Origin of the sequence: Aquibacillus rhizosphaerae (assembly GCF_030282825.1) — a bacterium.
Taxonomy (GTDB): domain Bacteria; phylum Bacillota; class Bacilli; order Bacillales; family Amphibacillaceae; genus Aquibacillus_C; species Aquibacillus_C rhizosphaerae.
On sequence record NZ_JASTZU010000001.1, the window covers coordinates 99,638 to 114,421 of the forward strand.

17 protein-coding genes are annotated in these 14,784 nt (G+C 36.9%); 11 read left to right on the forward strand and 6 right to left on the reverse strand.

What is annotated here, in order from left to right; translation table 11 throughout:
• Window positions 1-7: 7 nt before the first annotated feature.
• On the reverse strand, window positions 8-1,054 hold the full coding sequence (locus tag QQS35_RS00390; protein WP_285929695.1) for a C40 family peptidase: 1,047 nt from the start codon (window positions 1,052-1,054) through the stop codon (window positions 8-10).
• A 95-nt stretch (window positions 1,055-1,149) separates the two neighbouring features.
• Window positions 1,150-1,326, reverse strand: coding sequence for a hypothetical protein (locus QQS35_RS00395; protein WP_285929696.1), 177 nt, complete (start codon window positions 1,324-1,326; stop codon window positions 1,150-1,152).
• Window positions 1,327-1,465: 139 nt separating this feature from the next.
• On the opposite strand from QQS35_RS00395, the gene QQS35_RS00400 reads away from it, so the two are divergent.
• On the forward strand, window positions 1,466-2,041 hold the full coding sequence (locus QQS35_RS00400; RefSeq protein WP_285929697.1) for a nitroreductase family protein: 576 nt from the start codon (window positions 1,466-1,468) through the stop codon (window positions 2,039-2,041).
• Window positions 2,042-2,262: 221 nt separating this feature from the next.
• On the opposite strand, the gene QQS35_RS00405 is transcribed toward QQS35_RS00400, so the two are convergent.
• Together QQS35_RS00405 and QQS35_RS00410 are read right to left on the reverse strand one after the other, a co-directional pair.
• A complete protein-coding gene (locus QQS35_RS00405) occupies window positions 2,263-2,382 on the reverse strand; it encodes an anti-repressor SinI family protein (RefSeq protein WP_285929698.1) in 120 nt (39 codons plus the stop codon).
• Window positions 2,383-2,384: 2 nt separating this feature from the next.
• A complete protein-coding gene (locus QQS35_RS00410) occupies window positions 2,385-2,738 on the reverse strand; it encodes a helix-turn-helix domain-containing protein (protein WP_285929699.1) in 354 nt (117 codons plus the stop codon).
• Between the two features lie 303 nt (window positions 2,739-3,041).
• Between QQS35_RS00410 and QQS35_RS00415 the strand changes: the two genes are divergently transcribed.
• From QQS35_RS00415 to QQS35_RS00430, 4 genes are all read left to right on the forward strand, one after another.
• Window positions 3,042-3,665 carry a CalY family protein gene (locus QQS35_RS00415; RefSeq protein WP_285929700.1) on the forward strand — a complete coding sequence of 208 codons (624 nt, stop codon included), beginning with the start codon at window positions 3,042-3,044 and terminating at the stop codon, window positions 3,663-3,665.
• A gap of 126 nt (window positions 3,666-3,791) precedes the next feature.
• Window positions 3,792-4,646: an amyloid fiber anchoring/assembly protein TapA gene (tapA, locus tag QQS35_RS00420; protein WP_285929701.1), complete on the forward strand. Its 855-nt coding sequence runs from the start codon at window positions 3,792-3,794 to the stop codon at window positions 4,644-4,646.
• Window positions 4,643-5,242, forward strand: coding sequence for a signal peptidase I SipW (sipW, locus tag QQS35_RS00425; RefSeq protein WP_285929702.1), 600 nt, complete (start codon window positions 4,643-4,645; stop codon window positions 5,240-5,242). The genes tapA and sipW overlap by 4 nt, the downstream gene beginning before the upstream one ends.
• A gap of 31 nt (window positions 5,243-5,273) precedes the next feature.
• Window positions 5,274-5,906: an LPXTG cell wall anchor domain-containing protein gene (locus tag QQS35_RS00430; protein WP_285929703.1), complete on the forward strand. Its 633-nt coding sequence runs from the start codon at window positions 5,274-5,276 to the stop codon at window positions 5,904-5,906.
• 162 nt (window positions 5,907-6,068) lie between these two features.
• Here the strand turns inward: QQS35_RS00430 and QQS35_RS00435 are convergent, their stop codons facing one another.
• Window positions 6,069-7,031, reverse strand: a complete 963-nt coding sequence (locus tag QQS35_RS00435) for a nuclease-related domain-containing protein (RefSeq protein ID WP_285929704.1) — start codon at window positions 7,029-7,031, stop codon at window positions 6,069-6,071.
• A gap of 691 nt (window positions 7,032-7,722) precedes the next feature.
• Between QQS35_RS00435 and QQS35_RS00440 the strand changes: the two genes are divergently transcribed.
• The 5 genes from QQS35_RS00440 to QQS35_RS00460 all read left to right on the forward strand — a co-directional run bounded on the left by QQS35_RS00440 (window position 7,723) and on the right by QQS35_RS00460 (window position 13,202).
• The gene (locus tag QQS35_RS00440; RefSeq protein WP_285929705.1) at window positions 7,723-9,210 is read left to right on the forward strand and encodes a methyl-accepting chemotaxis protein; all 1,488 of its coding nucleotides are present in this window, start codon (window positions 7,723-7,725) and stop codon (window positions 9,208-9,210) included.
• A gap of 468 nt (window positions 9,211-9,678) precedes the next feature.
• A complete protein-coding gene (locus QQS35_RS00445) occupies window positions 9,679-10,791 on the forward strand; it encodes an SGNH/GDSL hydrolase family protein (protein ID WP_285929707.1) in 1,113 nt (370 codons plus the stop codon).
• A gap of 121 nt (window positions 10,792-10,912) precedes the next feature.
• A complete protein-coding gene (locus QQS35_RS00450; protein WP_285929709.1) occupies window positions 10,913-11,392 on the forward strand; it encodes a hypothetical protein in 480 nt (159 codons plus the stop codon).
• 381 nt (window positions 11,393-11,773) lie between these two features.
• On the forward strand, window positions 11,774-12,535 hold the full coding sequence (locus QQS35_RS00455; RefSeq protein ID WP_285929710.1) for a YveK family protein: 762 nt from the start codon (window positions 11,774-11,776) through the stop codon (window positions 12,533-12,535).
• Window positions 12,510-13,202, forward strand: a complete 693-nt coding sequence (locus QQS35_RS00460; RefSeq protein ID WP_285929712.1) for a CpsD/CapB family tyrosine-protein kinase — start codon at window positions 12,510-12,512, stop codon at window positions 13,200-13,202. Before QQS35_RS00455 ends, QQS35_RS00460 begins: the two co-directional genes overlap by 26 nt.
• 298 nt (window positions 13,203-13,500) lie before the next feature.
• On the opposite strand, the gene QQS35_RS00465 is transcribed toward QQS35_RS00460, so the two are convergent.
• Window positions 13,501-13,644 carry a hypothetical protein gene (locus QQS35_RS00465; protein ID WP_285929713.1) on the reverse strand — a complete coding sequence of 48 codons (144 nt, stop codon included), beginning with the start codon at window positions 13,642-13,644 and terminating at the stop codon, window positions 13,501-13,503.
• A 251-nt stretch (window positions 13,645-13,895) separates the two neighbouring features.
• Between QQS35_RS00465 and QQS35_RS00470 the strand changes: the two genes are divergently transcribed.
• Complete coding sequence (locus tag QQS35_RS00470) at window positions 13,896-14,666, forward strand: tyrosine-protein phosphatase (protein ID WP_331490589.1); 771 nt, start codon at window positions 13,896-13,898, stop codon at window positions 14,664-14,666.
• The last annotated feature ends 118 nt before the right edge of the window (window positions 14,667-14,784 follow it).

A 14,784-nucleotide genomic window follows, 5' to 3' on the forward strand; every position in this document is an offset into this window, starting at 1 on the left:
TTATTTATTAATAAAATCGTTTAAATCCTTCAAAGTGCTTTTTCCAATACGAATTATCAAGGCTTGTTATTTGTACGCCCCCGTTAGCTGCATGAATGAAGCTATTATTTCCGATGAAAATACCCAAGTGAGAAATACCTTTACGGTACGTGTTCTCGAAGAATACGAGATCACCAACTTCCGGATTGGTTACATAAAAGGACCGGTTATAGTATCCATCGCTTGAATATCTTCCAATGCTTTTACCTGCTTTATTAAACACGTAATGAACAAACCCACTACAATCAAATCCAGTATCAATTGATGAACCGCCAAATAAATAGGGAGTACCTAGTAGTTTAGTAGCTTCATTTACTAGTTTCGTTATATCATCTGTTACGTTTTCAACGGGTTTCTCTGTTACAGATGCTTTCACCTGAAGAACTTGTCCAATTTGAATCAAATCGGATGATAAACTATTCCACTTTTTTAAATCGGTAATGGAAACACCTAAGTTCGAACTAATTTTCCAAAGGGAATCACCATTTTTTACTTTATAGCTAGAAGTTGTTGTTGGTGCTGCTTCCGTTTTGTTCGTGGCCGGTTTAGCTGTTACGGCCGGCTTGGTTGTCGCTGCTGTCGGTCGCTTCGTCGTTGTGCTTGCAGCAGCTTTAGTAACAGTCAGTACATCACCTGGATAAATGAGTGTTGTTGATAGCTTGTTCCACTCCATTAAGTTGGTTAGCGAGATTTTATGATTCGCTGCAATTTTACTTAAAGAGTCTCCAGACTTCACTTTGTATGTCTTCGCAGTTGTGGTCTGCGTTACTTGCGCTGGTTTCACGGTCGGAGCAGTAGAAACCTGATCGACTTTTAATATTTGATTTGGAAAAATATAAGCGTTAGAAAGCTTATTAATACTTCTTAACTGATCAACACTTGTATCGTACTTTTGTGCAATTTTCCAAAGTGAATCGCCTTTTTGCACCTTATATGTAGCGGCATCTGCTGGAGTTGCCGCATAAGCGGAAACAAGTAGTGCACTTGCAGTAAGTGTCATTAGCCTTTTTTTCATTCCGAATCCCCTTTTTTATAATAAATTAGATAAATTTTCCTATATTATAGCATGATTTCACTTAATAAATGTCGAATTTTTTGTAAATTAATGTATTATTTTGATTTAATTATTGCTTCGACAATAAAACCAATCAAGAGTCCTGCTAATATAAGTAAAAAACCCGTCATGGAAAGGAGTGGGGCGACAAAGACTAAGAAAATAGTAAAAGTGATAAATCCGATTAGGAAGATAAAAAAGAATTGAATCATAAAAGCTAGACTTTTTAGCATAAAGAACACCTCACCAAAGTTTATGACAGGTATCTATCATGTGTTACTACGCATCACGAAGCAGGCAGATTTTTTGAATTTTTGTGGTGGGAATAAGATAATAATACGTACTTAAGTTAACGAAATAGGAGGAATACATTTGAGTTCAAAAGAAGTGAGTCAGAGCGTAGAAAAGTTTCGTAAAGCCGATTATGATATTGATCCCATCTTTATTAATCGCTGGTCCCCTAGGTCCTTTTTGGATAAAGAAGTGTCTGAGGAACTTCTTTTTAGTACACTAGAAGCGGCACGTTGGGCACCATCGTCAATGAATGTTCAGCCATGGAGATTTGTGATAGCGCGCACGAAAGAGGATCGCGAAAGGTTCCATTCGTTTATCATGGATGGTAATCGGACATGGTGCGAAACAGCACCAGCGTATATCCTGCTTATTTCAGAAGCAAAAGGTCCACACGCTTTTGATACAGGAACAGCTTGGGGTTACCTTTCCCTTCAAGCAGCACAAAATGGATTAATCACACACGCAATGGGTGGATTTCATAAAGATAAAGCACGCGAGGCACTAAACATTCCAGAAGAATATGCCTTACACGCAGTAATTGCAATTGGATATCAAGGCGAAAAAGAGACACTACCAGAAGATATCCAAAAGCGCGAACAACCATCTGAGCGCAGACCTTTAAAAGAATCTATCTACGAAGGCAAGTTTAGTTAATGGCAAAAAGCAGATCACCTTAGTGGTCTGCTTTTTTTTATGTAGTTGGATATGCCCGTTCGATCTGTATATATGCTTTTTCATACATTAGGAATGCCTGTTCAAATTAGGCATATTCCCGTTCGCTCATGCGATATGCTCATTTGTTCGTAAGATATGCCCGTTCGCTCATACGATATGCTCATTCACCAAAAAAATATGCGCGTTAAATGCCTGTCCACTTAAGACCCACAACAATTTGCTTGTAAAAATTCACGCACTTCCTCTATAGGAATCCCCATTTCTTTTGCTTTAAGTAAAAGTAATATCCATTCTGGATCAGTAAATTTTGAATATGCCATGTTTATCTCCCCAGTCCTTTATTATTCCAATTGTTAAATAGAATGTAGTCTCTGATTTGTGAAAAGTCTTTTTTACTCATCCCTTCATTGATTGCCCGTGTTAACAATGCTACCCATTCATCATCAATCAAGGCTGCTTTTTGTGTGGACACCCCACCAACCTGACCATCAAGTAAATACTCAATGGTTGTGTCAAGGCTAACAGCAATTTTTGCAAGTACATCTAAAGAAGGGTTTTTCTGTAAACCACGTTCAATATAACTCAAGTAAGACTTTGAAATTCCAGACATACTAGCAAGCTTCGTTAATGACAAACCTTTCCGTTTACGTTCATTTTTCAAACGTTCTCCCAGCATCTTCATTCTCCTTTTTAAAAACGTTCTATTTGTTCATTATATAGAACTTGATGAATTTTATAAAAAACGATATTCAAAGAAAATCGAAGGAAAAACGTAAAAACGAACAATAATTGTTCTTTATTAAGAATAAACGGACGAATTTGCGGTTTTTCAATTGATTTAAAATATCTTATACTCCAGTTGTGAGTTCGTTAAAACGAACGATTGTTAAAAGAACTAACCACTATTAAATCGTTTGCAAATCCCTCGTTAGAGGATTTCAAAATATAAAAAGTTTTATATATTAGAGGAGGAAATAGGATGGGAATTAAAAAGAAGCTAGGTTTAGGAATCGCATCAGCAGCGCTAGGATTATCTCTAGTCGGGGGAGGAACGTTTGCATATTTTAGTGATACAGAGGCGTCAACAAATACATTTGCAGCGGGTACATTGGATTTAGGATTAGACCCAGTAGAAATTTTTAATGTTGATAACTTAAAGCCGGGAGATAAAATGCATCGTGAATTCGAACTGCAAAACAATGGTTCATTAGATATTGCAAGTGTACTTCTTGATACGTCATATACTGTTACTGATGCACAAGGTGACAATGCTGGTGAAGACTTTGGTGAACATATTGTCGTAAAATTCATTAAAAATGAAGGTCATCCAGAACATATTTTTGATAATGATGAATATACAGTAGTTTATCAAAAAACATTAGCTGAACTTTCAAACATGACTCCAGATAATCTTGCAGTAGAACTAGAAGATTTCTTGGTTTGGGATTATGAGCAAGATGGTATTCCTGTTGGTGGAGTAGATTACTTAGATGTGGTAATTGAATTTGTAGATAATGGTCAAGATCAAAACATTTTCCAAGGTGATTCTTTAGAACTTACTTGGGAATTTACAGGTGAACAAGAAGAAGGAGAATGGAGATAACCATTTGATAACAGGAAAGGTGAGCGCGTCTCACCTTTCCATCATTAATTATTTTCGTGGGGATATAAATCTAGTTATATTTTCACGAACATAATTAATATAAGTACCTAAGCAGGGGGAATTGGTATGAGAAGTTCGCGATTAATGAGGTATAGAAAAAAGTATAAGAATCTAATTATTGTAGCTCAAATTGTTGCTATTTGGTATATAACCTTAGTCTCTGCAGCTGTACTAACTTCAAGCACTGGAGCATATTTTAATGAAACAAATAAAGTAGGTACGACTGTACAGGTTGGAACATGGTGGGATGGAAGTGATTTAGAATTTACTGGAATACCTACCCAAAATGTGAAATCATGTCCGCAAACAGAAATAAGTGTAGAACTGAAAAATAATGGGTTTACGATGATCGACTCTACCGACTATGAAATCTATTATGTGGAAAACGGCAATCCAAAACAAAATGGAGTGAAAATTGCAGAAGGAAGCCTTGTCCTTATCAAGGCAGGAGAAGTTACTTCATTAACTTATGATGCAGATAAAGAAGGGTCTTACATGTTTAAAGCTTATCAAGTACCTGGATATAACGATGATTATGAATCAAGACAAGAAATCTGGAGCGAAAAGGTCATGGTGAAATGCTTGAAGGTAGAAACTAAAGAAAAAGAAAAAAAACAACCTGAAAAACCAGCTGAAATAAAAGAAAGTGTAACGACACCTGAACCAAAAGAAACAAAAGAAGACAGCGTACCAGACAAAAAAGAAGATTCTGTAGTGGAGCCGGAAAAAACGCCAGAACAAAACAATGAAGAACCTGAAAATAAACAAGATGAACCAAAAATAGAGGAAACACAAAAAGAAAATGTGGAACAACCTGATTTAACAGATAATCAGACTAAGGAAGAAGAAGTTCAAAAGAAAGCAGTAGAAACACCATTAAACGAGGACTCAAATGAAACAGGGGATGGTGAAGGTCAATGAAATTGAAAAAAATAAGAAAATGGGCTAGTCACTTTATTACCTTCACGCTATTTGTAACACTAATTTGTATGGTCTTTATTGTTATTTCCTCAAAAGCTTCCGGTGGAGAACCAGAAGTATTAGGTTATCAATTAAAGACTGTATTATCAGGGTCAATGGAGCCAGGTGTTAAAACTGGGTCAATTATAGCAGTTAAACCGGGTGGTGACATGACTAGGTTTGAAAAAGATGATGTGATTACTTTCATAGACGAAGAAGAAAAGTTAGTGACACACAGAGTAGTTGATGTTACCAATAGTGGTGACCATATCATGTATCAAACAAAAGGTGACAATAACAATACACCTGATGTTAATCCAGTCCTTGCAGATAATGTCGTAGCAGAATATACAGGATTTACAATTCCTTATGCGGGATATGTAGTGAATTTTGCTCAATCAAAACAGGGAAGTGCACTTTTGCTCATACTACCCGGGGTCTTACTATTGTTATATGCCGGATTCACGATTTGGAGAGCTATTTCACAAATTGATGAAAAAGATGGAGCGAAAGAACCTTTAGACGAAAAACTGAGTTCAACCAAATCCAATGGGTGATGGAAATCGTCCAATGAAGGTGATAATCATGGTGAGGAAAATAATTGCTAGCTTGATAACCTTTACGCTTCTATCCATATCTTCTGGAGCTGTGATATCTTTTGCTAGTACAAATCCGATAGATATTGGCACGTTTCCAGATAAAGTTTTATTCGACGCCGAGAACATGAAACCCGGAGATGGGATAAAAAGGGTATTAACGATTCAGAATAGAGGAACATCAGACTTTACTTATAATGCAATCGTGGATTTTACAGATGGGTCTAAGATACTATTTAATGCATTTTTATTGGAAGTTAGAGATTCAAAAGGATTACTATTTGATGGAAAACTAAGTGAATTTACTGGATTTGATAAGCGCGCACTTGAGGTCAACCACGAAGAGGAGCTAGAATTTGTCGTAAAATTCCCTGAGGAACTAGGCAACGAATACCAAGGCCTAGCGTTCCAAGTAGAAATTAAGTTTGTAGCAGAAGAGATAGTTGTTGATTCAGAGGAAGTAACAACACCGCAAACACCAATTGACCCGACAGATACATTAGGTGATGGTGACATCCTCCCATCAACCGCAACCAACATGTATAGCTTCCTTCTCATAGGTTTACTCATTGTCATTACTGGAACAGGATTATACTTATTTAATAGAAGAAAAACGAATGAATAAGCAGATCGCGATGCCGATCTGCTTTACTGTCTTGGTGTCAGGTCAGGATATGCCCGTTCGAGGTGGGATTATCTACTTTCTCTCGATTGATATGCTCACTCAACCCTATGATATCTACTCCCTAGCCTCTGTTATGCTCATTCCACCAAAATATATCTACTTTCAATCCTTCCGATAATAAACTCTACCCTTGTTCGCCCCGGTAAAAGGTAAACCCGATGAAGTTAACAAACGTGTTGCCGCGCGCCGGTCATTTAATAATAGGAATTCTCTGCACTGTTGGTTTGTAATGGTAGGGCTTATTAACAGAAGATAATCAATAATTGCCTGCTGGTAGGCAGTGGTAGATTCAAAGCGACAACTTGGACAACGCCACTTCCGGTAGATCTTATTCATTGCACGGTTTTTGCAAACCGGACAGAATACGCCTCGTTGTATGTCGTGTTCACTAATTCCGTACAACGTATGGATATCTTCAATCAATGGAGTATGTGATTGAATCAGTTGTTGACCGAGGAGTTTTATTTGTTGATTATCTAACTGAGGTTCGGGGTATTTCTTTTTTAACTCTAGATATTTCTGTTTCAAATAATCGAAATGTAGAACAAAATCGTAAATGTGCTCACTGCCAGGATTTGCTTTGATAATTGTGGCCGGATTACTAATGCCAACCACATACTCGATAGGCAATGAATCAAGTTGATAATTACATAACCAATCAATCAGCTGTTCGCGTTGCTCTTCTACCTGCATAATCGGATCTTGAAATCCTTCCTCTACACCATGATACACACGAATGAACTGCTTCGTGTTTGTATCAAAAATAAGTGTTCCAACAAGGCTTTTGATTTCAATGATGAGAGCGAAGGATGGAGTTAACAAGAGGGTATCCATTTGAAAGTGGTATTTGCGGTTTTTAATGCGAATGTCGTTAAAAATATGAAGATGCTGCTTGGGTAACTTATCTAAATAATAATCGATCGCTTCCTCCCCCTGAAAGCCAACCTGCCGAATAGCAAGGTCATCTGCAACTTTCTTCCTTTTGCGGTGATTAAGAGGCAAACGCCTTAATAATCCCTCATCCACATCAATCATTACCGGTTTCGTGCGCTGTTTTATTATCATTTATCTACTCCTTTCTGAAGTTATTATTCGACATTTTGTTCTTAGTTCCTTCTATAAATTGTTTTAGTATTCGCGTCCCCTGAATTTTTATATCACTGCTAGAAACGGATATGCCCATTCGTATTGAATAAATCTACTTCCGTCCAGTCGATATGCTCACTCCAAATGAGGATATCTACTTTCAGCATGAGGATTTGCCCGCTCATCTCAAAAATATGCCCGCTCAACCTTAATATATGCTCACACCACAGTCGGCCGGTCTTTAACTAGTTGCCGTCAGAAGCCGGCGACAGACCATTAACAAACTGCAAGAAACGCCCACTCACCAAGCATATATCTACATCCGTACCAAAAATATTCCCACATCAAACCAGGATATTTACACCCAATCAGCGGATATGCCCGTTCCCTAGCTCTATATGCCCTCCCAACCTCAAAATATGCTCACTCCATAGTCGAACACTCCCAACCTAGTTGCCATCAGGAGCAACAGCGACTGAATATTAACTAATCATAACCCCACAGTACAACAAAACACACCAACCTAAGCACATAGACCTAAAAGTGATAACGAAACAACCATACTTTAGGTATAAATATTCAATATATTGTAAAAATTTTATATCTTTTTGTCGAATAATGTAGTATTTTTAATATATATTATTTAAGACTCAGACAGGAGATGAAAAACATGTTTAACAGAAGAAAAGAGATAGACGCACAATTAAATTTTCAAGAATTAGATATGGTTAAAAGAAACAGTGCAGTTAACCTTGCTCTAACAATTGTTTCCTTGTTAATAATTACCATTATTACTGCAGCTGCCGCTTTCACTTTGCCTTCATTGATTATATTAAGTATTACATTAGCTATTTGGTTACCATTTATAATTCTTCACTTAACTAGGAAATGGATTTTTTATATAAAATACATAGCGATAATTGGATCTGCATTATCTACAAGCTATTCGGTTTTTACGTCGCCTGCTACAACAAATTTTATTTCCATTATCTACTTAGTTATCTTGGCGCTTATCTACATGGATATGAAATTATCTATATTTGTTAATCTTTATGGTTTCTTGTTAGTTTGTTACATGGTCTCTTTCCAAGCCAGTATATTAGGTTTAGAAGAAGGATCTGGAGTAACGTACATTATTTATTATGCACTTATATCGATTGTTGCTTTTGCTTTACTTAAGATATCCAGCAACATGATAAAGCAAATTAACACCTCACGAGAAGAGGCAGAACAATTAGCTATTGATCAAGAAAAGCAACAAAAAGAATTACAAGATTTAATTGCAACAGTTAGTGAAAAGACACAACACATCACTAGTAATAGTGAACAAAGTAATATTGCATTTAAAGAAATGAATGCAGCATTCCAAGAAATTGCTACCGGATCAAGTTCTCAAAGTAATTCAACACAAAACATTAACGAATCTGTCTCGGTCATGAGTTCTAAACTGGATGAAATGGGAACTACCATGAAGAGCCTAACAGAAGAATCAGTTAATTCAAAAGAACTATCTGAAACTGGCCAACAACAAATCTCGTCCCTAACACATACGATTGAAGACTTTAAAGGTGAAATTGACGGCATGTCTCAAGAGATAAGCCAGTTAATTGAAAACTTAAATGAAACACATCAATTCAGTAATACAATTAAAGAGATTGCCAATCAAACAAGCTTGCTATCTTTGAATGCTAGTATCGAAGCGGCAAGAGCTGGCGAACACGGTAAAGGATTCGCTGTAGTAGCCGATGAAATTCGTAAACTAGCAGAATTATCAACCGATTCAGCAGAGAAAATTTCCGAACAATTGAATGCCTTCTCAAAACAATCAGATCAAACAAGAAATAAAATGATACAAGTAGCAGAACGCATGGCCGAAAGCTACGAAATGACTGAAGAGACAAACAATTCATTCAAGCAAATTAACACAGCAATTATTAAACTAAACGACCTATCCGTTGCTAGCGATCAATTAACACAGTCCATCAACCAGTCTGTGAAAACAATCAGTGAATCAACCGAAGAACTAGCAGCATTCAGCGAAGAATCAAGTGCATCCATCCAACAAGTAACCGCAACCCTAGACAATTGCCTAGACAGTAACACAGACGTATTAAACAACCTTAAAGAACTAGAATCAACATTAAATAAAAACCTATAATAACAAAGAGCAGATTGCCCTTGGCAGTCTGCTCTTTTACTTGATATGCTCATTCATCAAGTGTATATCTGCTTTCAGTCCAAGGATATGCCCATAGCAACCAAACATATCTACACCGCATCACCGGATATGCCCGTTTACCCTCACCTTATGCTCATCCAGCCTAATTAAATGCCCGCTCAACCCAGCCGACCTGTCCCTAACTAGTTGCCGTCAGGAGCCACAGTGACTGACCATTAACCAATCCTATGTTATGCCCATACATCAAACAAATATCTACTTCCCTTCAGCAGAAATGCCCACACCAACCTACTATATCTACACCCCACCATCGGAAATGCTCGCCCAAGTACAATATATGCCCCTTCACATCCTATTTAACTAATAAAAATAGTTTATTGTCACATTACGCGTCAAATTGTGATACCATATTATTGTTAATTAAATAAAAAACGAATGGTGATACATATGAAGCAAGCTATTATTTTACTTTTATCTCTTATAACATTGATCGCTATTATTATTCTTGGTGAAATCCATTGGGAAAATCAAACCCCTGACACTAGCAGCACAGCAACATCGGCTGAACAGAATGACTCGACAACTGACACTTCATCAAACGGCCAGACATCTGCTGAAATGGAAGTTACCGCTACAGATGATGCCTGGTTATTAAGCCATGGCAACTGGGATCAAGTGGAGGTGGAAGACTGGGGAACAGTCATGCAAGGTACCCTCCAAAGTACAGGCGAACCAGCATACGGCAGAACCGCCAAGATTTCAACAAACAGCAGTTATGCGACACTTAAACAACGAAATATAGAAGGAACAGTTTCAATTTATGTTGATCAAGAACTAGTAACCTCAAAAGAACTTAGAAATGATGGAACAAAAAGTGAAATCGAAATCTTCACTGATAGCGAAGGCTGGCATGAGATTGAACTCGTATATTCCGGAGAGTCCGAACTAACGAGTCTATACTTGAGTGGGGATGCGGAAATCAAACAACCTGAAACAGAAGCATCCGACGAAAAGTTAGTTGTCATTGGTCATAACTATGGAGCAAGTACAAATTCATTCGTTACTTTATTAGAAGAAAAATTAAACATCACTGCTATTAATCAAGGTGTTGCTGGTACCGATGTTAACGTCAATCAGCCAGAGAATGCAGGAAATAGTGGACTAGCTAGATTGCAAGAAGATGTAGTCGAAGAAAACCCAACACAAATATTTGTGGTTTATGGTCAAAACGCTATGCCTGCATTAACGGACGGAACAATGTCTTACTCAACCTATTTTGATGACCTCTATCAGTTTCTCAATGAAATAAACACCGAACTGCCAGATGTACCAATCTATGTGAGCGGAGCAATAGCAACCCCATCATATAATGACAATGCATTATTCCGATTAAACGCTAATATAAAAGCTGTTACTGATCAAATCGAGATGGCCAATTATATCGATGTAACCGGGCAGTGGGACCAAAGTAACTTCGCGCAGTATATATCGAATGAGGGGCAATTAACCGAAGAAGGCAGCGAGTTTTTAGCAGAACGCTATGCAGAAGAAATGGAATAAAAGATATGCTTGAAGACGCCATCTAGGCGTCTTTTGTTTTACAATAAAAAGGATAGTCAAAACTCTCTCCGTAACTTATAATAAAAAACAGATTTGTATTTTATAAGAGACGAGGAAGAAGATGACGAAGAAACTTTTATATTCATTGCTTGGCATTATCCCTTTATTAATTGGTGGGTACTTTTTGTTCCAAAATTTATCTGGTAATTCTGATGCCATGCTGACTTATTTAGATGAAACCTATGATTATGGCATAAGATATAACGAGATAGTGAATCAAGAGGCTGCACTAACAGAAAGCGGTACAGAAGAGGAATTAATACTATTTACACAAGAAACATTAATTCCTGAACTAGAAAAAATCCACTCTGAGTCAAAAGCCTATGGAGAAAAAATTAAAGAAACAGAACTGAAAGAACTACATGATCTTGATGTTAAATCAATCGAAAAATATATAGCTGCGCAATATGCTTGGCTAGAAGGAAATCTAGAAGAAGTAGATGCACTATTCACAGAATCTGAACAGCTTACATCACAATACGAAGAAGAGATTGATAAACTAGCCGCCAAATGGGCAGTAGAAATAGAATGGGAAGAATAATAATATTCATTCAGAGTCAGCAAGATGCTGGCTCTTGTTTGTTCTATAGTGAGATATATGCCCATTCAAATCTATGATATTCACTTCCAAAAACCTAAAATTAAACCTGTAAAGTATCTTAATAGAAAAATAATTCTTTATTAAGAACCTAACTTCTCAACAATGAAAGCGGTATCAGTAAAAAATAACAACTATTCCCAATAAAAACTCCTCTATTCTTGTCCCACATGCTATATAATTGTGATATAATTTCGATTATGATGTGCGAGTAACGTCTTCATATTCTACTTATGAAACAAAATTTAATAGAAAACTAAAGTTAAATACTATTGCTATGTAATGTGGCATGAGAAATAAAGATAAACTATCGGAGGGAAGATGATGGAAGAAACGATATCCTTGAAAGAAATATTTGAGGTCTTAAAAAAGCGAATCCTACTTATTATCCTACTAATTATTGGAGCTGCAGGAATAAGTGCAATCATTAGTTACTTTGTATTAACACCAACCTATCAATCTAGTTCACAATTCATCGTTAGTCAAAATGCAAGTGAATTGGAAAACGTTGATATTAATCAAATCCGATCAAACGTTGAAATCATTAATACGTATAATCAAATTATCACAAGTCCAAGAATCTTAGACGGTGTAATTGAAGAATTAGATTTACCAATGTCTGCTGGAGCTTTAAGTGGAAGAATATCGGTAGCGAGTGCACAGAATTCACAAGTTGTTACAATAACAGCAACAGATACAGACCCAACCATGGCAGTGGATATTGCCAATACGACTGTAAGAGTGTTCCAGGAAGAAGTACCTGATTTAATGAATGTTAATAATGTTAATATCCTTTCAGAAGCACAAGTATCAGAAAATCCACAACCGGTTAACCCGAAGCCACTACTTAACATCGCAATTGCAGTTGTACTCGGTGGAATGGTTGGTGTTGGTTTAGCATTCTTACTGGAATACATGGACAACACGATTAAAACAGAAACCGATATTGAAAATAAACTAGAGTTGCCTGTAATTGGAGTTATCTCACACATAAGTGATGACGAGATTGCAACGAGTCGTTTTAATACAACTACCAACCGAAGAGAAAGGGGCGAGTTCATTGGCGAAAAGAAGAAAACAAGCTAGAAATAATACCATGAGGCACTTGATTACAAAGCTTAATCCTCGTTCTCCTATTTCTGAGCAATACCGTACAATTCGAACGAACTTGCAATTCTCTTCTGTAGACGGCGAATTAAAAACAATGCTTGTTACCTCTTCGGGACCATCAGAGGGGAAATCATCAACAGTAGCGAACTTAGCGATTGTTTTTGCTCAAACAGGTAAGAAAGTTTTACTTATTGATGCGGATATGAGAAAGCCAACACTTCATTATACGTTTAGAATGGATAACCGCAGAGGACTAAGTAGTGTCCTTGTTGGTGAAACAATCCTTGATGAATCGGTAGTGAAAAGTGATGTAAAGGATTTGGACTTGTTATCTTGTGGACCAATCCCACCGAATCCATCGGAACTATTAGGTTCAAAATCAATGGAAAAACTAATCAGTGACGCATCAGCTTATTACGATTTAATTATCTTTGATACACCACCAGTACTAGCTGTTACAGACGCACAAATATTAGCAAACATTTGTGATGGTGCGATGATGGTAGTTCGTAGTAAACAAACAGAATACGAATCAGCACAAAAAGCGCGTGATCTATTAAAACCAGCCAAAGCAAAACTACTAGGCGTTGTACTCAACGACAAAGAAGACAAAAAAGGTAGTTATTATTACTACGGCTCATAAAATAAAAAGACCTTACATCCTCATTGGAGGATGTAAGGTCTTTTTGAATGCCTGTTAATTAGTAACACTCCACGATATGCCCATCCAACCAAAGTATATCTACTTTCCCACAGTTCTTATGCCTGTTCAAATAACTTATATGCTCTCTCAATCCAAACATATCTACATTCAGCTCACCTATATGCCCACGCAGCCACCAGCATATTACAGCCCAATCCACAACTAGTTGCCGTCAGAGCACAGCGATGACACTTAAAAGTAATCTCCCTTGATATATGCCGACCCAACTAAAGTATATCTACATTCCCACTGTCCTTATGCCCGTCGCCCAAGTCATATCTAATTTCCCACAGTCCTTTTGCCCGTCCAAATATCTTATATGCCCACTCAACCCAAGCATATCTACATTTAACTCATCTATATAACCACTAATCCAATCCATACTAACTTTCACTCAACATTTATACCCGTGTCCCCACCCAATATGCCCACGCTAAACATATGAACTATACCCCGCCCCTGCAATATGACCCAGTGTCGAACTTCGGTGTCGTACGATTTAACTAAAAAAGTGTTCGATTTAACGAAAATCGACAAAGGTTCTTATCATTCAACAATTCATACATGATATCCTATATATAGGATAAAAAAATACTAAAAGTCCTAACTTAATTGGGATAATGTATAATTGGAGTGAGTAATTTGATTGATGTACACTGTAACATTTTACCTGGTGCTGATGATGGTTCGAGACATATGGAAGAAAGTGTGGCAATGGCAAAAGAAGCTATCAATCAAGGAATCGATACAGTGATTGCTACTCCTCATCATATGGATGGAAAATATCATAATTTCAAACATGAAATATTAAAATATGTAAAAGATCTTAATGATCGATTGCAATCAGAAGGAATTCCGTTAACCGTATTGCCGGGTCAGAACATCCGGATCTATGGTGAACTACTAGATAGCTTTAAGCAAGATCATTTACTAGAATTAAATGAAAATAGTGGCTATCTAATGATAGAATTGCCTATCAACCATATCCCGCAATATACAAATCAGTTAATCTTTGATTTGCAAATTCAAGGGTATAGACCTATTATTGTTCATCCTGAATTACACGAACAATTTATCGATGACCCGAATCCATTATATGAGTTAGTGAAAAATGGTGCACTCGTTCAAATTGGAGCTGGTAGTATCATAGGCAAAAATGGCAAAAAGGTGCAAAAATTTGTTCATCAACTAATCAATGCTAATCTAGCGCATTTTCTTGGTTCCGAAGCACATGACCATAACAATTATTCGTTCCAACAAGCTGTAAGGGAAGTTAGAAAGAAATATGGAAATGGTACAGTCTATTTGTTTACGGAAAACGCTCTATTGCTGATAAAAGGTGAGACAGTAATAGCAGATCAACCAACTAGAATTAAGAAAAAGAAGATATTAGGTTTGATTTAACCTTATAATCTTTAAAACTCCCTATATATGAGGTCAAACGCCTGGTGACTAAAACTACCTGAGCGTTTTTTTGTATTCAGAGTTAGTTATGTACGTAAAGCACAAGAGTAGCTAATTG